Origin of the sequence: uncultured Gilliamella sp. (genome assembly GCA_945271295.1) — a bacterium.
Taxonomy (GTDB): domain Bacteria; phylum Pseudomonadota; class Gammaproteobacteria; order Enterobacterales; family Orbaceae; genus Gilliamella.
Genome location: CALYPG010000001.1, coordinates 145,023 through 164,818 on the forward strand (window position 1 = coordinate 145,023; position 19,796 = coordinate 164,818).

Consider the following 19,796-nt stretch of genomic DNA (forward strand, 5'->3'; position numbering starts at 1 on the left):
ATATCCTATGCTATTAGTATTTTAATTCGACCTTTGATATATAGTTCATATATAACAGATACCTGTATCTTAAATTCTATCGGGTCGGTTTCTTGTAATTCGTACGGTATCTTTATTTCTTTAGTCCCGCGGTCGAGATGATAAGCTAATATCTCAGCGCGGCGTTTTTTAACGTTTTCAACATTTTGTTCGATACCCTCCGGGATATTAAACTCCCCTTTTTCCCAACGTTGCCAGCTCCGGCGGTTCACACCGTTAGGGTGTTCTTCATCTGCTGCAAGAAGCCTTGCGGCTTCTGCGTCTATGTCTAAGTTTAAAAAATTTCTTATTGCAATCAATTCTTCATTATTCATTTAAAATCCTCAAAAGTTTAACGATCATCTCTCGATCTATTTTAACCGAAAAGGTATAAAGGTTTTGGTTAAAAAGGTGAAATCTTAAAGATGCTGTTTTATAAGCTTTTTTGATTTCTGTTTGTGTAGCACTAGATTGTGATATGTTTAATACGTTGAATGCTTCGTTGACGTTCATAGTTTAGCCCTCTTGTTTGACTGTAACCGCGGACCTTTCCGCGGTATGTAAGTTTATTATGCCCCATAATGAGACGTTAGTCAATAGTTATTTCTAAAAGTTTTTGTTAACATTTTTATCTAACCATTTTTGTAAACAATCTTGTATTTCTTCGATCGGATAATGATGATCTCTAACACACGCGACTGTCTTATCTTTTAACTTGAACAAGCGTTTGATGCGAAACATTTCATTAGTTTCAATGTGTGTATCAACGCGCTCTACGCACCATTTTTCGCTGAAAGTATTAATACGAACCCACTCCAAAAACTCACCGACCCCCCGGCTTGTTTTAATAATGAATTTAATCGCGCCACAATTTTGATAGTCGCTAAACTCTGTTTCAAATTCTTTTACATGCATTTCAAAGCTGTTCATAAATTGATTTGTTACTTTCATTTTTAAGTCCTCATTTTGACGTTAATCGCGAACCTTTTCCGCGATTTGTTGAGATCATTATGTCACATCACGGGACGTGTGTCAATATCTATTTTTAACATTTTGTGCTGTTATATTTTATTATTCATGTAGATGATACAATTTAACTCTCTTTTATCTCGCGCGTGCGCGCGTTTACGCTATGAATGCATATTATTAAAAGTTAATTGAGTTTGCTTATTTTTTAACCTTAAATTGCGGTATTAATACAGTATTTAATAAAATAGCTAATCGCATCTTGTTGATTTATATTTACATTTATTCTAAGTTAAATTCTTTATAGAAACTTCAATCATCAAATGATCGGGATTGTGAACACGTGTTCATGCTATAAACGACGTGCATTTTTTTACAAAAAAAATATAGGTTATGGCAAATAAAATCGACTGGACACGATTAATTAACGAGATACTGAAAAGTGATAAGTCACTATCGTTAGCGCTGATTGCTAAAAGCATCGGCTTAGCGAAAAGCTCAGTTGTTCGTATGCGTCTACTCGAAATTGAGCCCAAGTACCACATCGGTGATGCGTTGATCACGCTCTGGCGGCGGTCCACCAACCAACCCGATACTAACCCCCCCCAGCTAAAAGATAGGTGCAAACATGGCAACTAAGAAGAAAATCGAAACTCCGGGCGCGGCTAATACTGAATTAGATACAGCATTAGGTACCGCATTAGATACAGCACAAACAAACGTAACAACGATTGAAACTAAAGCTAAAAATATCGACGAAGCAATAGCCCAGAATCAAGCGGTTATTGATGATGCTAACGCGCTTGAAGATGAAAAAGCGCAAGCACAGCTAAAACTTGACGCGTTACTTGAAACAAAAACTTTAATCGATGCTACGTTGGTATCGGCTAAATTAGCGCTAGAATCTATTCAAAACCAAGTACAACAACAAGCCGCAACAGTTCGTAAAACGGACATGTCAGCGGTAAATGTTCAGAGTAACAGCGCTAACCCTTTAGCGAGCCCGCATGTTGAACTAACAGAGGCCGGGTATGTTATCAAAGCACGTACGCAGCAGGGGGCTAAAGAATGAGCGGAAAAGGGATAGGTAAAGCTCTCGGCGGCGGGTTGCTCGGCGGCGGCGTTACAAAAGCTGTAAGTGGTTTACTTGGGGGCGGGCAAAAACCCGCTAAAATCGTTGACAATACTAAGCCTGCGCAAGATACAGCGCAAGAAGAAGTCGATAAGAAACAACAAATTGTAAATACTGCTAAAGCTCGCAAAAAAAATCGAAGTATATTGAGTACTGGCGCGATTAGTTCTGACGCCGGAGCAGCTAATCAAGCACAATCTAAAAGATTACTTGGTGAGTAAGTGAACGATAAAGTAGCAGATAAAGTCATTGAACGGGCTAACAAAATGCGTAGCGAGCGCGCGTCACTTGAAGAAGTTTGGCGCGATTGCTACGACCACACGTTTCCAATTCGCGCGTCGGGCTTGCTAGGTAATAAGATTACAGCAGATCAAGCTAAAAACAAAACAGCGGATCTACTGACAACAGAGGGCACGCGTGGCACGCGAGATATCGCATCAATCATCGTCGGCGGAATGACGCCAGCAAATGCAATTTGGTTCGATCTTGTTATTGATGATGCAGATAACGACGAATCTGATGCACTTAAAAAAGCGTCAGAGATCATATTCAAAAAGATTCATTCATCAAATTATGATAGTGAAGCCGTTGAAAGCATGATTGATAACGTTGTGGCGGGGCAGTCAGCAACGTACATCACAGATAACGAAGACGGCACCGGATACAGTTTCGAGCAATGGAATCTAGCAGACGTGTTAGTATCATCAACACGACGTGACGGTGTTATCGATACCGTTTATCATTGCTACTCAATGACGGCAGAGCAAGCTGTTACAGAGTTTGGCGATAATGTTAGTGCTAAAATTAAAACGGATGCAGAAAAGCAACCGAACACAATCTATAAATTTATTCATTACATCGCACCGCGCACGAACTATTTACCGGGTTCACCTTTTCAAAAAGACTTACCCTTTCTTAGTTATCATATCGATGTAGATAACAAGTCAATCATTCGTGAAAGTGGGTATCACGAGTTCCCGGTGTGCTTCCCGCGCTGGCAAAAACAAAAAGAGAGCGCGTACGGTGTAGGGCTTGTTTATGATGCGCTGCCGGCCATCAAAGAGCTTAACGAGCTTAAGCGCTTAGAAAAGCTTGGTTTAGGTATCGCCGCCGCGGGGATGTATGTAGTTGCTGATGATGGGATACTCAACCCCAGCATGATAACAGTTGGTCCGGGCGTAATTGTGCAAGCAGCATCAACTACTACAAGTATCGCGCCGCTGGCATCTTCTAGTAACTTTAATGTGACATTTTCACAAGAAGACAGATTACAAAATGAAATTCGCGCAACGCTGATGGCTGACCAATTACCGCCAGTTGATAGCGGAGTGCGAACCGCCACAGAGTTTCATGTTAGATTGCAATATCTACGCCAATTACTCGGCCCCGTGTTTGGTCGATTAAATTCAGAATGGTTGCAAGTTCTAGTTTTACGTTGCTTCGGTATTGCGTTCCGAAACGGCTGGATCGAGTTGCCCGAATCCTTATCAAACCGTGCATATAACATCAAATACTTATCTCCGCTAGCGCAAGCGCAACGTGAATCTGAAATAGCATCAGTTGAGCGCTTTATACAACAACTTGGCGTAATTATGCAAGTATCGCCCAACGTTATTGATAATGTCGATACTGATGAAGCGGTGCGGCAATTAGCTGAAAAGCAGAACATTGTTGATATTATAAGACGTCCGCAGGAGGTTAAACGCATGCGTGAAAACCGGGCAAAAGAAGCTGAAGCGCAACGGCAACAGGATATGCAAGATCAGGTTAATCTAGTAGGTGCAACAGAGCATGCAAAGGTAATGGCTAATGAAAAATAACAATGATATTTGTTTTGAATATGAAAAGCTATTTGGTTTACAAGATCCGATAGGTGGTCTAGTTATACAAGATTTGATGAATAATTTTGGGCACGCTACGGGTGAATTCGTGGTTGAAGACGAAAGCGGTCGTCGTACTGCATATAATTTAGGCCAATCGTCAGTAATAAAATATATCATTGCTCAAATTAATATTGCTAGAAATAAAGCTAAGGAAAACTAATGTTTACAGGTATTAAATATGTATTACTTAATCTCGATAATGTTGGTGGTAGCGATGGCGGCAACGGCGCCGCATCTACTGAACAAACGGCGGCATCCGTGGCGGATGCGTTATCAGCTTCCGATGTTGGCGAAGGGGAAGGCGCGAAAAACCCTGAATCGTCTTTACTTGCTAGTGCTCAAAGTACGGCAGAAGGCACAAACTCAGGTCAAGAGGGTTTATCGTTTCCCGAAAAATATGCTGTAAAAAATGAGGACGGCACGGTAAACGTTAGCGAATCAACGCGCAAGTTGCTCGATGGGTATAATAACCTTGCTAAAAAAATGGGCGAAACAGGTGGTGTTGTACCAGATAGTGCAGAGGGTTACAAGATTGATTTTAACCCACAGGAATTAGGGTTACCGGAAAGCATAACGCCCGAAGTTTTAAAAAACGATGCGGATTTCAAGCAGTTTGCAGAAGAAGCACACAAAGCGGGTTTCACTAATGAGCAGGTCAATCTAGTAGCAACTAAATACTTAAACGTAGTCCAGAGCGTGCTTGACCGTCGAGATGAAAACGACATGGCGGCATGTAAAGAAGCGTTACTGCAGACATGGAAAACCCCGGCGGAGTTGGATGTAGGTATAAAAAATGCATATAAAGCTTTTAACCATTTCGCATCGGATGAAGACAAAGCGCTATTAGATACGATCGGTAATAACCCTCTAATCGTTCGTGTATTGGCTAATGTTGGTGCGATGATGCGTGAGGATTCGCCTGTACGCAATGCCCAACCTACTGAATCAAGGGAAACGATCACCGCACTAATGAAATCCGAGGCGTACCTAGATTCCAAGCACCCGGATCACGAAAGGGTTAGCAATCAGATATCACAGTACTACCGAGATACGGTAGGCGAGGATTAAACGTTATTTTTTTTTACATAGCCGCTACAGAAGCGGCTATTTTTTTTATCACTTTTACAAACAGTGCAAAAACGCACCAAGATCAATGTTATATTCCGCATAAACGGACCCAACGGCGGTTGGATACTCCATCACTGCACATAACGTCAAGCCGACAGCGTTATGTTTTATAGAGCCGTATTCGCGATAACTCTTTCGGTGTATAACAGGATTTACAAAAAATGACTTTTGCAGCTAATCAAAACAAAATTACAGCGGCATATGTAACACAGTTTCACGACACGTTTGAAATTAACTGTCAGCAAAAAGAATCACGTCTTTTAAAAACCGTGCATAATCGCGGTAAGATCACAGGTAGCAGCTTTACCATTAATGATATGGGTTCTCTCGAAATGAAAGAGCGTACACGTTATGGTAACACTGAATGGGATTTACCAGATGCCGGAACGCGTCGAGTTTATTTAGCCGATAAAGATTTGGCAGTGCCTATCGAAAAAATGGATATTCCTAAACTTTTGGCAGATATCCAAGGCCCATATATGAAAGCGTGCGTTTATGCATATCAACGCAAGGTTGATGATGTTATCTATAACGCTTTAATCGGCGGTATAGATCGGGTGGATGCCTACAATGGTGCGGTAACCAAAGTTCAATTGCCGAACACTCAGATTATTACTCACAGCGGTACTGGCATTACAAAAGATAAGATTTTAGTAGCAAAATCTATTTTTAGAGCAAATGAGTGCGACGAACAGAACGGCGAAACCATTTACATGACATATGATGCCGCCATGATGGTCGAACTTCTAGGAGACACTACGCTCACAAGCGCTGACTTCATGAGTATTAAAATGCTTCAAGCGGGGCAAGTCGGCGTGAACTGGTGTGGCGTAACTTGGATCCCTTACGAAAAACTAGCTAAGAGTACCGATGGCGCTTATAAAAAAGCGGTTATGTATACAAATTCCGCGGTACATTATGGACAAGGTTCTGCGTTTGATGTTGATATCTCGAAACGACCAGATAAGAACAATACGCTACAAATATATGTCGATGCGTCTATGGCTGCGGGTCGTGCAAACGAACAGAAGGTAGTAGAGGTTCAAATCGCAGCGTAATGTATAAAAGGGCGGCATATGACAACAAAAATTAAAATTTGCTCGGATGCAGCCCTTTTAGTGGGTTGCGCCCCTATAGCTGATTTTTCAGATGATAATACTCAGGCGCGTTTAGTATATAATTTGTTTGAGGATGTTAAAGATAGTTTATTAAGATCACACCCTTGGAATTTTGCGATTAAAAGGACGAAGCTATCCCCTTTAGCCGACGTTCCTGCGTACGGCTATAAATATAAATTTAACACACCATCAGATCTAATCCGCCTCCTTAGTATTGATAGCCCGGCTATCGGGTTGGATTTTAAGCTAGAAGGTAGCCACATTTTGACGAACATCAATTCGCTTAATCTCCGTTATGTGTTTAGAAATGATGATATTTCTACTTGGCCGTCGGATTTTATTTCAGCAGTCAAGTATGAATTAGCCTCGCAAATTGCATTTCCTATAACAAAATCGGATTCGATAAAACAAAGCCTAGAACAAAAAGCACAGTATAAACTTACCATTGCCAAACTTGCTAATTCTTTAGAGAACCCATCGCAACGTTTGGTCAGCAACCCTTTGCTATATGCGAGGTATTAGCTTATGCCTTCTCAGTTTAGACAGGCACAAACAAGCTTTTCATCTGGTGAAATATCTCCGGAAATGTATGGGCGGACGGATACCGCTAAGCACCAAAACGGACTTAAAAAAGCGGTTAATGCTTTTATTTCACCCTTTGGCGGCGTTGTTAGGCGTCCGGGGACAAGGTTTGTTAGCCAAGCTAAATATCCAAATAAAGACGTAATATTAATTAAGTTTGTATATGGTGTAGATCAATCTTACATGATCGAACTGGGCGAATATTATATGCGATTTTATATCAATAGCCATGTAATTAGAGATCAAAACGGTGATATCTATGAAATATTGACACGATACAACGAATCTGATCTGCACGATATTAAGTACACACAACGCCAAGATACTATGTTTTTAGTTCACGAAAACTACCCGATATTAGAGTTGAAAAGGTATGGCGATGCTAAATGGTCTTTAAAGGAGGCTGTGTTTGACCCGATGCCGTTTGAGGAAACCACACCAACTCCGTATGCATATTTAAAAATTACTACAGCGGATAAAGAAATTGGTAAACGTATTACTGTAACCTGCTATAACAACGAAGCGGCAACAAGTAAGCACTACGGGTTTACTCATAACGATATTGGTGCTCGGATATCCGTTAACAGTGGGGTTATGCTTATAGAGGGCGTCAATGATGCATCCGATGGTAAATATTGTACGGCAACGGGTAAGGTTGTGTACGCTTTATCCTCAACAATTACGGCAATACCTCAATCATGGACGCTACTGCACCCCGGTTGGAGCGCGGAACTTGGGTACCCATCAGCAACATATATACACCAACAACGGTTAATCTTTGCAGCATCTAAAAAGTTTCCGCGAAAAATTTGGATGTCTACCACGGGTAATTCATACAACTTTGATACTGCGGATAGTAGCGATGATGACGCGTTATCCGTTAGTATAGATGATAATCAGGGCAATAAAATAGTTCACTTGACGCAAGACCAAGTATTGCTTGCCCTTACCGCTGGAAATGAATTTTCTATTACAGGCGGGTATGAAAGTGGTATAAAACCTAGCAATATTAACATCCGCTTACAGTCCGCTTTTGGCTGTTCTAATGTTCGCCCTATAAATATAGATTCCTCCATGTTTTTCGTGCAGCGGGCGGGGAAACAAATAAAAGCGATAACAAACGGCGGTTATTATGGCACGGACGTTGAGTGGTCAACGTTATCGGAAATGTCGAGGCATTTACTGACAAGCGGTATTAAATCTATGACATATCAACAAGATCCTAACTCTATGATATTTGTTGTATGTAATGACGGAAAAATCGCGGTTTTAACCTACAATTCTGAGCAAGAGGTAGCCGGTTGGGGATCGTTTGAAACCCAAGGACAATATTTATATGTGTGCTGCATCCCTGAAAAACATAAGGATGTCGTTTACACCGCGGTCAAACGTTATATAGATGGTGAGCCTGTGGTATGTATAGAAGTGTTCGACCCGGATTTAAATACCGATTGTGCTATACCAGGAAAGGATACGGAGGGCGCGGATGTTTGGACCGGCTTTGACCATTTGAACGGGCATACCGTTGCTATTGTTGCCGACGGGGTCGTAATGCCGGAACAAAGGGTAACAAACGGATCTATAACCCTTACTAGAAATGCAAAGGATATTGAGGTTGGCATTAACTACGAAACGCATATTGACTTATTATTTCAAGATTTCCCAACTGCTACAGGATCGACAGTCGGCACACGTCTAACGTTAAGCGATGTCACCTTTAAATTTCATAAGACTAAAGGTGCGAGTGTGTATTTATATGGTGCAAACAGCAAACAAATACTGACATCCAGGAAGTTCGGTACCGAATTACTAGATAAGGGCCCCCAATACCTTAGTCCTTCGATAAAACTGGATTCTTTGGGGTGGAATATTAACGAAATTAATTTAACTATAAAACAAACACAGCCATTACCCTTCCATTTAATGTCTGTGTCTTATGTGGTGACCGCGGGATGATTAAAGAAGCTACGTTATTAGATTTGCCTAAAGTGTTTGAGATTAGTAAAGAGGTTTATAGTGCAGCGGTAAACCACCGCAATATATATGCATGGGATGATAGCAAGGCATTGTTGATGTTGAAACATTACATAGCCAGCGATAACGCAGCTATCATTATCGATGAAAATAGTCAAAAGTTAAAGGGTTTTATTATTGTGGAACTAGTAACACCCGCCGCGGGGTTAGAATTGATAGCATCAGAGGTGGCGTTCTTCGTAAGGCCTGAGTTTCAAGGAAGTATTACAGCCTTTAGGTTAATAAAGGGGTATGAATCTTGGGCCAAGCAAAAAGGCGCCAATCACATCGAATTAGGGGTGTCCTCAGGTTTGAATCAGGAAAGAACATTATATATGTATTCTGCTTTGGGGTACCGCCCTTCATCTGTGACTTATATTAAGGAGGTTTAGCGCATGGCTTGGTGGTATTGGGTTGCAAAAGGTACAGCCGATACGGCTAACTATTTAGCGGATTTTGTAGATTATAAAACGCAGCGAGGGCTACTAAAAGCACAAGCAAAGATGTACCAGATGAATGCGAAAAACACGCTTTGGGAAGGGCAGCAAAATGCTGATAAAATTTCGCGTGAGGGTGAACAGGCTCAAGGAACGGTTATACAAGATTTCGGTGCGTCTGGTGTAGATGTTAACGATTCGCAAACCGTAGCTAGCTCGCAACGGACTTTGCAGAAAAACATTAACGATGATGTGTTCGCAACAATGTATAGCGCGGCTAAAGAAGCCAATCAACAGACTATTAACGCTAAGATGGCTAAATATAACGCTAAACAACTTAAGAAAGGCTTTATATTTAGATCTATTGGTACGTGGGCTAACAATGCAGCTAAAGCTATGTCGGCATCTAGTATGATGGGCGGTGGTGGTGGGGGTAATTAATGGCTAAGATCCCTTCATTCGGTAATCTGCAATTAGGTGGGGTCAATACAACGCTTCCCGGTGTTGTTTCCATTGCCCCTGATGTGCATAAGCTTGGTGACGGCTTGAACGCGGTTGCCGATATGATGTTACAAAAGAAACGTGAAGATGACCAGCTCCAATACCAAAAGGCCTTACTGGATTTGGATGCGTTTGGAAATGACGAATTAAATAACCCAGAGAGCGGGTATCGTAATCTTAAAGGCGAAAATGCGTTAAACGAAGCTGGCAACTATAACCAACGCTATACTGATAAGATTGCTGAAATTAGAGAAGGTTTAAAGGGTAACTCATTTTTAGATAAATTTGATTTACAAACCAAAGACATGCAAACCTCTTACACCAGGCAATTAATGGTGCATGAAAGTCAGGAGCAATCAGCTTTAGCTTTAAAGACCATGCAAGCCAGCATGGATGTGGCCATGGTTAACGCTCAAAATCTGTATGGGGATCAAACATCCCTAGCAATGGGGTTTGATAACCTTTTAGCTCGTATGGATCAGTTTTCCCAAGAGCAAGGGATGCCCGAGGAAATACGACAAGCTCAAAAAGAACAAATTACACAACAATATTTTTCTTCTGCATTGGATGGGTGGATTGCACATACAGAATTAACTAAAGGTAGTTTTGCTAGCCTTGCCGGGCGTATGAAAAAATCATTAGCATATAACAAGCTTAGTGAAATCAATAAAGCAAAGTATATGCTAAAACTTGATAGCATGATTAAGCACCAAGGAAACGTAAACAAAGATAGCTTAGCCTTAGATTTGACTAATGCATGGGCAATGCAACAAAGGGGGATAGAAGCTGAAAACATCCCGCTTGCTAGATTCAATGCGGTATACGGATCGAAAGGGCAAAGGGAGTATGATGCCTATCAAGATAAGCAAGCTATGGCGCGCAATATCGGTGCTATGCAAAATATGCCGACTAGTGAAATTATTAAATTTACCCAAGAGGATATATCGAAGGGGGGGAACTCGACAGCAGATTTAACCGCGGACATTAGCCACCCTAATAACTTTGCCGAGAGGGTGTACCTGCAATCAATAAGGGCCAAGGCCGCCGTTGCTTTGCTAAAGCAAAGGGGGCAGGACCCTATAGCAGCAGCTTACCAAGCCGGGGAAGTCGAGGACTTAGATTTTAGCCCAGAATCGTTAGAAAAACGCGCAACACAGGCGGTGAGAATTAGCCAGGATTACCAAACCCCCATGAGGGTTTTCTCAGATGCCGAGGCTAAAAAGATTTCCGAAATGGTAGACAATTCTGGATACGCCCAGCAATTGAATTTATTACAGGTTTTAGAGAAAGCATCGAACGGCAATGATGATGCATATAACGCTATGCTTAACGACATAGGAATGCCTAACCCAGCCTTTGCGGTTGCCGGAAGCATATTAAATAGCCCGAGTGGTAGGACTGTAGACGTAAATAATCATTGGTTTAAGGCAAATGATAAGCTAGATAAGCAAACAATCGCCGGTTTTATTTTGAAAGGTGCGGAGGCTTTAAAACCCACGGGTAGAGGCGATTCCTCTGTTAAAGGGGTATCCTTACCTGGTAAATGGGTTGAGGATTTCGACAGCCAAGCAGGCGCATACTTTGCCGATGATCCAGAATCAAAGCTAGTGCTTCAAAGCGCGGTAATGAATTACTATGTTGGTAAATCGATTTCTATGGGAAACTATGTTGATACACACACTATAAATTCAGATTTGCTCAAGGAATCCATTAACGCCGTAACTGGTGAAAAATCCCAACGGTATAACGTTCGCATGCCGTGGGGGATGGATGAACAAACTTTCACAAGTAACGTTGAATCCCAATATTTACAGATAGTGAAAGCTAACGGTTGGGGTGAAACACACCCCTATCTTGAAAACCGTTTTCAATTAATACCTGCTACAAATAAAAACGGTTTACCAGACGGTCGATACTTTTTTAAAGTAGGTAATGGGTTTCTTGCGGATAAAGACGGCCAAACCGTTGTTATAGATGTTTTAAGAGGTGTTAACAGCATTAAGGACATACCGGAATGATTTTTGAAAAGTTGTACCAAGAAGCACAAGCCAACCCGGTAGACTTCTTTGATTATGAGCCTACACTATCGGAAAGTATTAAAAATGGAGTAGATAGCGTGCTGTCCGGGGCATATACAGGATTATTGGCCAAGCCTTCAACTTTAATGGGTGGCTTCATGGTTGCTACTATGGAAAAATTAGATGATATCGCGGGGCTTGAAGGGGACAGTAATGTTACACAATACCTTAAAAACTCGTTAGCGGCAACGGTAAAACAAACTCAACTAATGGAGGAGACCGCACAAAACTCGGGGCGCTTAAATGCTACCCTTTACTCTATGTCGGATGTACTGAGTACGTTTGTCGGCGCGGGGAAATTTGCTAAAACCGTAGGCGGCGTTTCAGCTACAGCGGGAGCGGTACAAGGTTATGCCGATTATGAACAAGGGTTAGCTGATGGCCTAGATAAAAACACCTCGGCGGAAAAAGCCCTTGTATCCGGCGGATCGGTTGCCCTTGGGGGTTACATCCCTTTAACCATGGGGTTTAAATTTACCCCTACAGCTAAAGCCTTTATTGAATCACAATCTAAGCTATCTAAAGCCTTTGCGTATACAAATCTGGTATTGCAAGATGTTACCTACACCGCAGGCGCGAATATCGCAATTGGCGCAGGGCAAAGGGGCTTCACAAAAGAAATACTTAAAGCGAACGGCTATGGTCAAATGGCGGATCAATATAACGCTCTCGATAGTGAGGCCATGATGGTTGATGCTGCTTTCGGTTTAATATTCGGCGGCGTGGCCAAGTATGCGGAATTAAGGCAACAAAGGTTTGTAGATGCTTTACTTGCAAAGAATAACCAGCTACACCAGAACGATGCGGCTATGGGTATACCTACAGATGTAGCATCATTAAACATGCACGACAAAGCCTTAAATAAGGCATTTGAGGATATGGTCAACGGCCGCCCGGTTGATGTTGCATCCATACTTAAAGATAGCAATTTTATTTTAAAGCACGATGCTGATTGGCAAAACGCTTTAACTCACGCAATCGCTAAACACTTTCCAGGTGAGGCCTTGTACTATACCAAAAACGGTACCCCGATACCAAACAGCGTTATCGATGAAATTAAAAGCGATATTGTATCCAAGAAAAAATTAACCAGGCAGGATAAAAAAAATATTGTTAATTTAAACAACGGTATTATTCCTAAATACCTAACCCAAAAGCTAATCGATAAAGTAGGGCTAAAAGCTAGTGATGTTAAAGAATCTTTTGACATATACCAGCGCCCGGAAACCGTTAACGATTCTGAATTTAACACCATGAAGAAAAATGCTGTGCCAGATGAATTAACCGACCAAGATGTAATTAACCAAATACTAGAAGGTAAGCCAGATATGCAAATTAAGCATATTGATGAAAACGGTATAGAAAGCACGGTAAAGGCATCCGACCTGTTAAAGTTGTTAAGCGATGAAGTGTCCCAAGCCCAAGCAGATAAAAAACCCTATGCTGCTGCGGTGGCCTGTATGTTAAGGAATTCGTAAATGAAGCAATGTTATCAAGCTGTTATCAATGCCGCAACCGGGCGTAATTTATCTAAAGCAGAAGTGCAAGAAATTATTAATAACATTTTAAAAAATCAGCAAAAACTAGCCCGGCAAGATCCTAACTGGCAAACACTACCTGCAGAAGAAAAACTACGTCAGGCGGCCGAATACAGTGTTAACGAAGCCATACACAAAAAAGAGTTAAAGCGGCATAGGGTAGCCTTAACAATTTTGGCACGGGATCGGATTGAAAACCAGATCGCGGATATGGTAAAAAGAGGCGTTGCTAAAAATCAACTGGAAGGTTTAAACAGGTTATTAGCGTATAACCCGGATAATAAAACGGGTTACCAAGCCTTAGATACTCGGGCTACTGCAACAAGGAATTGGGCGGTGGGGCAAACTTTAGACGCCTTTGATCAATCTAAACTCTTAGGATTATTTGAGGATGAAAAAGGTATAACAGATCTAGTCCACGAAATGTTTGGCGAGGATACGGGCAATCAAAAAGCCAAGTTGGCCGCGGAACATTGGAAACAACAAACCGACTTACTACGTGAAACTTTTAACAATGCTGGTGGGGATATTGGCCATCTTAGAAACTGGAACTTACCGCAAGAACATTCGCAAATAAAAATATCTAAAGTGGGGCCAGAGGAGTGGCTCAATGACATAATGCCAGCGCTAGATCGTTCTCAATACGTCCACCCGGACGGGCAACCAATGACGGACCATGAGGTACGAGAATTATTTTCACATATATACGATACGGTATCCACAGGCGGAGTAAATAAACTGACTGCGAGTGGACAAAAGATATCTAGTATGACAGCTAACCGTAGAAGTGATTCCCGTCAAATATTCTTTAAAGATGCGGATAGCTTTTTACAGTACCACCAGAAATACGGCGATCACGGTATCTTTGATATCATGATGGGTCACATATCCGGGGTGAGCCGCGATATCGCCGCTATCGAAACTTTCGGCCCTAATCCTAACCTGATGTTTAGATCATTGTTAGATGAAGCGCGCCAAAATGCAGTAATGTCTGATAGGTCTAATACTTCACAAATTAACGGTTATGCTCAAAAAACTAGTAACCTATTTGATTATGTAACAGGTAATTATAGTCCAGTAGTTAGACCACGTTTTGCCGGGGTTATGGATAGCTTGCGCAATCTGCTAACAGGGGCACGTCTTGGAAGTGCTACCATCACATCCATAACCGATCAGGGTACCTTACTTTTGATGGCTAAAACTAACGGCATGGCGCTTGGCCCTGCTTATAAAAGTATGATGTCCTCTCTTAACCCTTTAAGCCATAGTGATAAACGCTTTGCGCAACGTAACGGGTTAGCGCTAGAAAGTACATTAGCCAGTCTTAACCGTTGGGGTGTCGATAATATGAAAACCAACTGGTCAAGTAAAGCAGCATCTACCGTGCTACGCTTATCTGGGCTAATGAAAATTTCAGACGCGGCAAAGGAAGGCTATGCTACTTCGATGATGTCCTCTATCGGTCATGTGGTTAGCACGAATTCAGACTTAGCGACACTTACTAAAACTAGCAAATTTGATGCGGAGTTAATAAAGCGCCATGGCGTGAGCGATACCGATTTTGCTATTTGGAAACATGCAAAACTTGACGAATGGTCCGGGGTTAATAATTTGTTAACACCTGAAAGTATTATGGCGGTACCAGATAGCAAGATAGCACATTTAGGAAATCCGCAACATATTAAGTTTGATGCAGCAAGAAAGTTAATAGGTATGCTATCCGAGGAGGCGGACATGGCCGTAATCACTCCGGGCACCCGTGATCGCTTACGAATGGGGGCGAACTTACAAAGAGGTACCGCAGGGGGTGAGATTATGCGATCAATTACCCAGTTTAAAGCCTTTCCTTTTGCGTTGGTCGCCCGGATGTGGGCGCGGGGTACCGCACTGCCAACCCGGTTGCAAAAAGCCTATTTTGGCGGTTCACTTCTTTTAGCTACCACTCTTTTTGGCGCCGCGGCTTTGCAAACAAATAATATTGCGTCAGGAAGAAAACCACAGGATATGAGCGATGCCAATTTTTGGTTGGAATCCATGTTAAAGGGCGGCGCGTTAGGTGTTTACGGCGACTTCATTTTCTCAGATAAAAACAGCTACGGCGCCACTATGGGTGAAATGGCTATAGGACCGTTAGGATCTAGCCTAGCACAATTTGCAGATTTGACGCTAGGTAACGCTAGACGGGCTATTGCTGGGGAGGATACCCACGTTGGCGCCGATGCGGTCAGGTTTGTTAAGGGGGTAACGCCGGGTGCTAACCTTTGGTATACAAAAGCGGTTACAGACCACTTGTTGTTTAATCAGTTACAAGAAGCGGTTAGCCCTGGATACTTGCAAAAATATATGAATCGTCAGCGAAATGTTTATGGTCGCGAATATTGGTGGCGGCCTGATGAAATTATACCGGGGGATATGTAATGAATCAGCTTGAAAAATTAAAACAGTTATCTGATAAGATGGTCGGTATAGTTATCGCAGAAGCCGATCCGGATACATGGGCGGGGGCCAATAAAAAACTAGATGAAATGTCAGAAGACGAGCGTGGTGATCGCTACTGGTGTAAGAAAAACGCTAATCAAGTTATCACAACGGCGGTTAAGCTTGAAACCTTAATTGCGTTATATGAACGTAAAGGAAGCCAGCCAAAAGATAATAAAGTGACCGAGTTAAGCGATAAAGTAATCCAGTTTGAACAAGCAGCCAAAGAAAGGTTGGAACGTTTAGCAAATGGCTAAGATATCAACTGCCGCCTTTTTAATGATGTGGAATGATCACCTAAACAGAGATACTCCGGATTGTCATATTCGAATAGCTGATTGGCTGGATAAACCAGCACCGACTAAAGTGTTGCTATGCCACCGAGGGATAGGTAAATCAAGTACGCTAGCGCCTTATAACGCGTGTAAATTCTATAACGATTCCGGCTACCAGATTTTGCATCAATCGGAATCTGACCCATCCGCCCGTAAAATAAGCAGGGCTACACAAAGTATTCTACGTCGTCACCCCTTGACTAAAGATATACTCCCTCCGTGTAAGATGGATGTTGAAAGGTGGAATATTAACTATATTGATGATTTACCTGATCCTCTACATAGTAGTATGCTTGCAAAGGGTATCATGTCCAACGTAACTGGGTCGCGTGCTGATCAGGTGCAAAATGATGATATAGAAGTACCTAGAAACATCACTACCCCAGAACTTAGGGGGAAACTACGCGAACGCTTAGACGAACAAACCCACATACTTAAGCCTGGGGGGGAACGGCTTTTTGTAGGAACCCCGCACACCTACGATTCAATATATACCGAACTAATAGAAAATGGTGCGGATGTGTTAATCATCCCGCTGTTTTCTAAGGAAAAAAGATTTGACAGCGTCAAAGCGGGTGAAAGCTATCATGTAGGGTTTGCACCTGAGACGGTATTTATAGGGATACATAAAGCCACTGAACTGTTAGAAGAAGGTATTCACTACCAAATAACGGGGGAAAACATCATCTTCGCCTCGGATTACGACGGCATTATAGATTGTTATGCGGACGTTTCGTGGCCTGAAAGGTTTACTCCGGAAGATATACTAACACGTAGGAAAGAAACCCGAACAATAAACGCATGGGACAGCCAGTATCAGTTGCATGCAAAACCTGTGGTAGAAAGCCGATTGGATCCTGATCGTATCCGATTGTATGAGGTAGAACCTAACATCATAGAAGCAAACGGGGAGGTGACCATGATGTTAGGTAATACTCGTATTGTTGGCGCGACAGCCATATGGGATCCGTCTGCGGGTAAAATTAAATCCGATGCAAGCGCGTTCACGCTGTTGCTAACGGATGCTAAGGGGCATTTATATTGGCATGTTTGTAAAGGCCTTACCGGTGATCTAGCGGTGTTTGGTCATAATGATCAGATAGTAGGGGGGCAGGTTACCCAAATATGCGATCTGGTTATCAAATACAATATACCGTCAGTAGTCATTGAAACCAATGGAATAGGCGGATTCGCGCCTAACATATTGCGTCAAGCTTTTAAGAGCCGGGGTATATCGTGTGGTGTAATCGAAAGCCACGAAACTAGAAATAAACAAATGCGCATATTAGAAGCGCTTGAAGCCCCTTTACAATCACGTTTCTTATGGGCGCATGTCAGTATTGCGGATGAAGATAATAGCCCCGTATTCGGACAAATGCGGGATTTTAATCCGGAGGTGAGCGATCAGCCAGACGATTACATCGATTCCCTTGCTGGCGCAATTCTCCGTACACCTATTCGTATTGCTAAATCGGTGCAAAAACGCACCACAACATCAGATACAATCACCTCATGGCGACCTAACAACGCCCAGATAAAAGCAAAAATAAAATATTAACGCTTTCTTTAAACAGCCTCAAACGGAGGCACATTATGAAGATTAAACGTATGCCTATAAGAGACCCCGATAATGTCAACTGGTTCGTTGTCATTTATCTATTCATCATAACATCGCTTGGCTCACTAGCTAGCTACTGTTATCACGTTCTGAACGGTGACCAATTCCGAATAGGAACGTTGATAGCGCAAATATTTATTTCCACATTTGCTGGTGCGTTGGTCGTGCTTGCAGCTAGTTATTTCAACTGGGCTTTTGAGTTTGCAGGTGGTATTGCTGGTTTAGCCGGTTGGTCCGGTGCAACCTTGATTAAAGCATTGGAAGAACGATTAATAAAAAGAGCCAAAGGAGATGGACAATGAAGCTTACCGAACATTTTACGCTAGAAGAATTTACACGCTCAACGACTGCGGACAGCTTAAAGATTGACAACTCAGTGCCGACCGAATTAATGCAGAATGTACAATTAACTGCCACCAAACTTGAATCTGTCAGAAAAGCACTAGATAAGGCGATTAATATCACGTCTGGTTATCGTTGTCCGGCTTTAAATGCACGAGTAGGCGGAGTATCAACTAGTGCCCATACTAAAGGGTTAGCGGTTGATTTTCATTCTCCATTTGGTACACCTAAAGAAATATGTCAACGATTAATTGATGCAGGCGTCCAGTTCGACAAACTCATTCAAGAGCATAATCAATGGGTGCATATTGGCTTTAGTCCTAATAATAATCGTCAAATAGTATTAACAGCAGTTAAGCAAGACGGTAAGACGGTTTATAAGAGTGGTCTAGTATGATGGATAAATTAAAGCTCATTCATAAGCTATTACCGATACCTTTAGCCATTATTACCGCCTTTGCTATCTACTTTGCTTTCAACTGCTGGCAAGATGAAAAACTTGCAGCAGCAAGAGAAAATCAAATCAAAACAGAATACGAACAGTATAAACAAGATAACAACGCAGTTAAGCAAATTGAAACAAACATTATCGAGGCAATAAAAGATGGTCATGCTAAAACAGATGCTTTGCGCAATGATGTTGATAATGGTCTTGTCGAGTTGCGCGTCCAAGTTGAAACCGTCGAGCGAGATAGTACCGCCACCAGCGATATTGCTTACCGAGCCTTACGACTTGCAAGGACTTCTCAACAAGATTATTACAATCTCTCCAACGCAATCGAATACAACAAAGCAATAATTAGCGGTTGGCAGGAATACTACTGCAAAGAGATTGCACCTAAAAACAAAACAGAGTTTATGTGTAAAGGGGGTGGTTGATGGCCGTCAATAGACAACGAACAAGATACGAATATGTCGCGGATGGTAATACCACCGTTTTTCCCTTCTCGTGCAGGGTTGTGTATGAGTCGGATTTATGCGTAATGATCGACGGTGATCGCGTTACCAGTTATACGGTAACTGGGCTTAATGTGGCATCTGGTGGTAATGTGGTATTTTATAGTCCGCCCCCTACTGATAGCCGGGTGTTAATAACACGCAAGATCCCCCTTAGGAGGGAAACCGACTATCAAACGAACGGGGATTTTTTAGCATCAACGGTAAATAGCGATTTTGATCGCATTTGGATGGTACTGCAAGATTCAAATGGCGAAAACGAACGCGCTTTAATGTACCCCTTGGGCGGATACCATTATGATGCAGAAAATCGTAAAATCGAAAATTTAGCAAATCCGCAATTCCCTACAGATGCAGCGACTAAGCGCCTAGTGGATGATAGCTACCGATCACTGTACAATCAAATTAACGTACTTGATCATCTGCAAGGCCCTCCAGGTCCGAGAGGCGAGCAGGGGGTACCGGGTCCCCGCGGGCCCCAGGGGGAGAAAGGGGAAAAAGGCGACCCTGGGGATAGGGGGGAGAGTGGAGTAGTAACGCCTATCAATAATGGTTATATCGCGTTTTCGATTTCGGACGAGGGGGATCTGTTAGTCCACTGTAGCAATGATACTTCTCCTCCAAATTTTGCTATTGTTGATGGCGATTTAATTTATAGTTTTTGAGGAAAAA

General features: G+C 42.2%; 21 protein-coding genes. 19 read left to right on the forward strand and 2 right to left on the reverse strand.

From position 1 onward, the window contains the following. Positions 1-5 precede the first annotated feature (5 nt). Both Q0K76_RS00725 and Q0K76_RS00730 read right to left on the reverse strand, forming a co-directional pair. Positions 6-353 (reverse strand): DUF1870 family protein, encoded by a 348-nt coding sequence (locus Q0K76_RS00725; protein ID WP_294609722.1) that lies wholly within the window; start codon positions 351-353, stop codon positions 6-8. Between the two features lie 271 nt (positions 354-624). Next, entirely contained in the window at positions 625-969 is a 345-nt protein-coding gene (locus Q0K76_RS00730) for a hypothetical protein (RefSeq protein ID WP_294609725.1), read from the reverse strand. Positions 970-1,612: 643 nt separating this feature from the next. On the opposite strand from Q0K76_RS00730, the gene Q0K76_RS00735 reads away from it, so the two are divergent. The 19 genes from Q0K76_RS00735 (at position 1,613) to Q0K76_RS00825 (ending at position 19,789) form a co-directional block, all read left to right on the forward strand. Next, positions 1,613-2,056: a hypothetical protein gene (locus Q0K76_RS00735; protein ID WP_294609728.1), complete on the forward strand. Its 444-nt coding sequence runs from the start codon at positions 1,613-1,615 to the stop codon at positions 2,054-2,056. Continuing rightward, a complete protein-coding gene (locus Q0K76_RS00740) occupies positions 2,053-2,337 on the forward strand; it encodes a hypothetical protein (RefSeq protein ID WP_294609731.1) in 285 nt (94 codons plus the stop codon). Before Q0K76_RS00735 ends, Q0K76_RS00740 begins: the two co-directional genes overlap by 4 nt. Next, positions 2,338-3,936, forward strand: coding sequence for a portal protein (locus Q0K76_RS00745; RefSeq protein WP_294609735.1), 1,599 nt, complete (start codon positions 2,338-2,340; stop codon positions 3,934-3,936). Further along, complete coding sequence (locus Q0K76_RS00750; RefSeq protein WP_294609738.1) at positions 3,926-4,159, forward strand: hypothetical protein; 234 nt, start codon at positions 3,926-3,928, stop codon at positions 4,157-4,159. The genes Q0K76_RS00745 and Q0K76_RS00750 overlap by 11 nt, the downstream gene beginning before the upstream one ends. Beyond that, the gene (locus Q0K76_RS00755) at positions 4,159-5,067 is read left to right on the forward strand and encodes a hypothetical protein (RefSeq protein WP_294609740.1); all 909 of its coding nucleotides are present in this window, start codon (positions 4,159-4,161) and stop codon (positions 5,065-5,067) included. The genes Q0K76_RS00750 and Q0K76_RS00755 overlap by 1 nt, the downstream gene beginning before the upstream one ends. Before the next feature lie 221 nt (positions 5,068-5,288). Then, on the forward strand, positions 5,289-6,185 hold the full coding sequence (locus Q0K76_RS00760) for a phage capsid protein (RefSeq protein ID WP_294609743.1): 897 nt from the start codon (positions 5,289-5,291) through the stop codon (positions 6,183-6,185). 18 nt (positions 6,186-6,203) lie between these two features. Then, positions 6,204-6,767, forward strand: a complete 564-nt coding sequence (locus tag Q0K76_RS00765) for a hypothetical protein (RefSeq protein ID WP_294609746.1) — start codon at positions 6,204-6,206, stop codon at positions 6,765-6,767. A 3-nt stretch (positions 6,768-6,770) separates the two neighbouring features. Continuing rightward, complete coding sequence (locus tag Q0K76_RS00770) at positions 6,771-8,783, forward strand: hypothetical protein (protein ID WP_294609749.1); 2,013 nt, start codon at positions 6,771-6,773, stop codon at positions 8,781-8,783. After that, positions 8,780-9,232, forward strand: a complete 453-nt coding sequence (locus Q0K76_RS00775) for a GNAT family N-acetyltransferase (protein ID WP_294609752.1) — start codon at positions 8,780-8,782, stop codon at positions 9,230-9,232. The genes Q0K76_RS00770 and Q0K76_RS00775 overlap by 4 nt, the downstream gene beginning before the upstream one ends. Positions 9,233-9,235: 3 nt before the next feature. After that, positions 9,236-9,718, forward strand: a complete 483-nt coding sequence (locus tag Q0K76_RS00780) for a hypothetical protein (protein WP_294609755.1) — start codon at positions 9,236-9,238, stop codon at positions 9,716-9,718. Then, the gene (locus Q0K76_RS00785) at positions 9,718-11,796 is read left to right on the forward strand and encodes a hypothetical protein (protein WP_294609757.1); all 2,079 of its coding nucleotides are present in this window, start codon (positions 9,718-9,720) and stop codon (positions 11,794-11,796) included. The genes Q0K76_RS00780 and Q0K76_RS00785 overlap by 1 nt, the downstream gene beginning before the upstream one ends. Then, a complete protein-coding gene (locus tag Q0K76_RS00790; RefSeq protein ID WP_294609760.1) occupies positions 11,793-13,334 on the forward strand; it encodes a hypothetical protein in 1,542 nt (513 codons plus the stop codon). The genes Q0K76_RS00785 and Q0K76_RS00790 overlap by 4 nt, the downstream gene beginning before the upstream one ends. Further along, entirely contained in the window at positions 13,335-15,812 is a 2,478-nt protein-coding gene (locus Q0K76_RS00795; RefSeq protein ID WP_294609763.1) for a hypothetical protein, read from the forward strand. Next, a complete protein-coding gene (locus Q0K76_RS00800; RefSeq protein WP_294609766.1) occupies positions 15,812-16,129 on the forward strand; it encodes a hypothetical protein in 318 nt (105 codons plus the stop codon). Before Q0K76_RS00795 ends, Q0K76_RS00800 begins: the two co-directional genes overlap by 1 nt. Before the next feature lie 25 nt (positions 16,130-16,154). Further along, positions 16,155-17,765: a phage terminase large subunit gene (gene terL, locus Q0K76_RS00805; RefSeq protein ID WP_294610146.1), complete on the forward strand. Its 1,611-nt coding sequence runs from the start codon at positions 16,155-16,157 to the stop codon at positions 17,763-17,765. A gap of 50 nt (positions 17,766-17,815) precedes the next feature. After that, positions 17,816-18,127 (forward strand): phage holin family protein, encoded by a 312-nt coding sequence (locus tag Q0K76_RS00810; protein ID WP_294609769.1) that lies wholly within the window; start codon positions 17,816-17,818, stop codon positions 18,125-18,127. Further along, a complete protein-coding gene (locus Q0K76_RS00815; protein WP_294609772.1) occupies positions 18,124-18,564 on the forward strand; it encodes a D-Ala-D-Ala carboxypeptidase family metallohydrolase in 441 nt (146 codons plus the stop codon). Before Q0K76_RS00810 ends, Q0K76_RS00815 begins: the two co-directional genes overlap by 4 nt. Next, positions 18,561-19,046 carry a lysis system i-spanin subunit Rz gene (locus tag Q0K76_RS00820; protein WP_294609775.1) on the forward strand — a complete coding sequence of 162 codons (486 nt, stop codon included), beginning with the start codon at positions 18,561-18,563 and terminating at the stop codon, positions 19,044-19,046. The genes Q0K76_RS00815 and Q0K76_RS00820 overlap by 4 nt, the downstream gene beginning before the upstream one ends. A gap of 104 nt (positions 19,047-19,150) precedes the next feature. Continuing rightward, on the forward strand, positions 19,151-19,789 hold the full coding sequence (locus Q0K76_RS00825) for a collagen-like protein (protein WP_294609778.1): 639 nt from the start codon (positions 19,151-19,153) through the stop codon (positions 19,787-19,789). The last annotated feature ends 7 nt before the right edge of the window (positions 19,790-19,796 follow it).

Coding starts and splice junctions, on each gene's coding strand:
- Q0K76_RS00725 (WP_294609722.1), bottom strand. CDS start 353: ATGAATAATGAAGAATTGATTGCAATAAGAAATTTTTTAAACTTAGAC.
- Q0K76_RS00730 (WP_294609725.1), bottom strand. CDS start 969: ATGAAAGTAACAAATCAATTTATGAACAGCTTTGAAATGCATGTAAAA.
- Q0K76_RS00735 (WP_294609728.1), top strand. CDS start 1,613: ATGGCAACTAAGAAGAAAATCGAAACTCCGGGCGCGGCTAATACTGAA.
- Q0K76_RS00740 (WP_294609731.1), top strand. CDS start 2,053: ATGAGCGGAAAAGGGATAGGTAAAGCTCTCGGCGGCGGGTTGCTCGGC.
- Q0K76_RS00750 (WP_294609738.1), top strand. CDS start 3,926: ATGAAAAATAACAATGATATTTGTTTTGAATATGAAAAGCTATTTGGT.
- Q0K76_RS00755 (WP_294609740.1), top strand. CDS start 4,159: ATGTTTACAGGTATTAAATATGTATTACTTAATCTCGATAATGTTGGT.
- Q0K76_RS00760 (WP_294609743.1), top strand. CDS start 5,289: ATGACTTTTGCAGCTAATCAAAACAAAATTACAGCGGCATATGTAACA.
- Q0K76_RS00765 (WP_294609746.1), top strand. CDS start 6,204: ATGACAACAAAAATTAAAATTTGCTCGGATGCAGCCCTTTTAGTGGGT.
- Q0K76_RS00770 (WP_294609749.1), top strand. CDS start 6,771: ATGCCTTCTCAGTTTAGACAGGCACAAACAAGCTTTTCATCTGGTGAA.
- Q0K76_RS00775 (WP_294609752.1), top strand. CDS start 8,780: ATGATTAAAGAAGCTACGTTATTAGATTTGCCTAAAGTGTTTGAGATT.
- Q0K76_RS00780 (WP_294609755.1), top strand. CDS start 9,236: ATGGCTTGGTGGTATTGGGTTGCAAAAGGTACAGCCGATACGGCTAAC.
- Q0K76_RS00785 (WP_294609757.1), top strand. CDS start 9,718: ATGGCTAAGATCCCTTCATTCGGTAATCTGCAATTAGGTGGGGTCAAT.
- Q0K76_RS00790 (WP_294609760.1), top strand. CDS start 11,793: ATGATTTTTGAAAAGTTGTACCAAGAAGCACAAGCCAACCCGGTAGAC.
- Q0K76_RS00795 (WP_294609763.1), top strand. CDS start 13,335: ATGAAGCAATGTTATCAAGCTGTTATCAATGCCGCAACCGGGCGTAAT.
- Q0K76_RS00800 (WP_294609766.1), top strand. CDS start 15,812: ATGAATCAGCTTGAAAAATTAAAACAGTTATCTGATAAGATGGTCGGT.
- terL (WP_294610146.1), top strand. CDS start 16,155: ATGTGGAATGATCACCTAAACAGAGATACTCCGGATTGTCATATTCGA.
- Q0K76_RS00810 (WP_294609769.1), top strand. CDS start 17,816: ATGCCTATAAGAGACCCCGATAATGTCAACTGGTTCGTTGTCATTTAT.
- Q0K76_RS00815 (WP_294609772.1), top strand. CDS start 18,124: ATGAAGCTTACCGAACATTTTACGCTAGAAGAATTTACACGCTCAACG.
- Q0K76_RS00820 (WP_294609775.1), top strand. CDS start 18,561: ATGATGGATAAATTAAAGCTCATTCATAAGCTATTACCGATACCTTTA.
- Q0K76_RS00825 (WP_294609778.1), top strand. CDS start 19,151: ATGATCGACGGTGATCGCGTTACCAGTTATACGGTAACTGGGCTTAAT.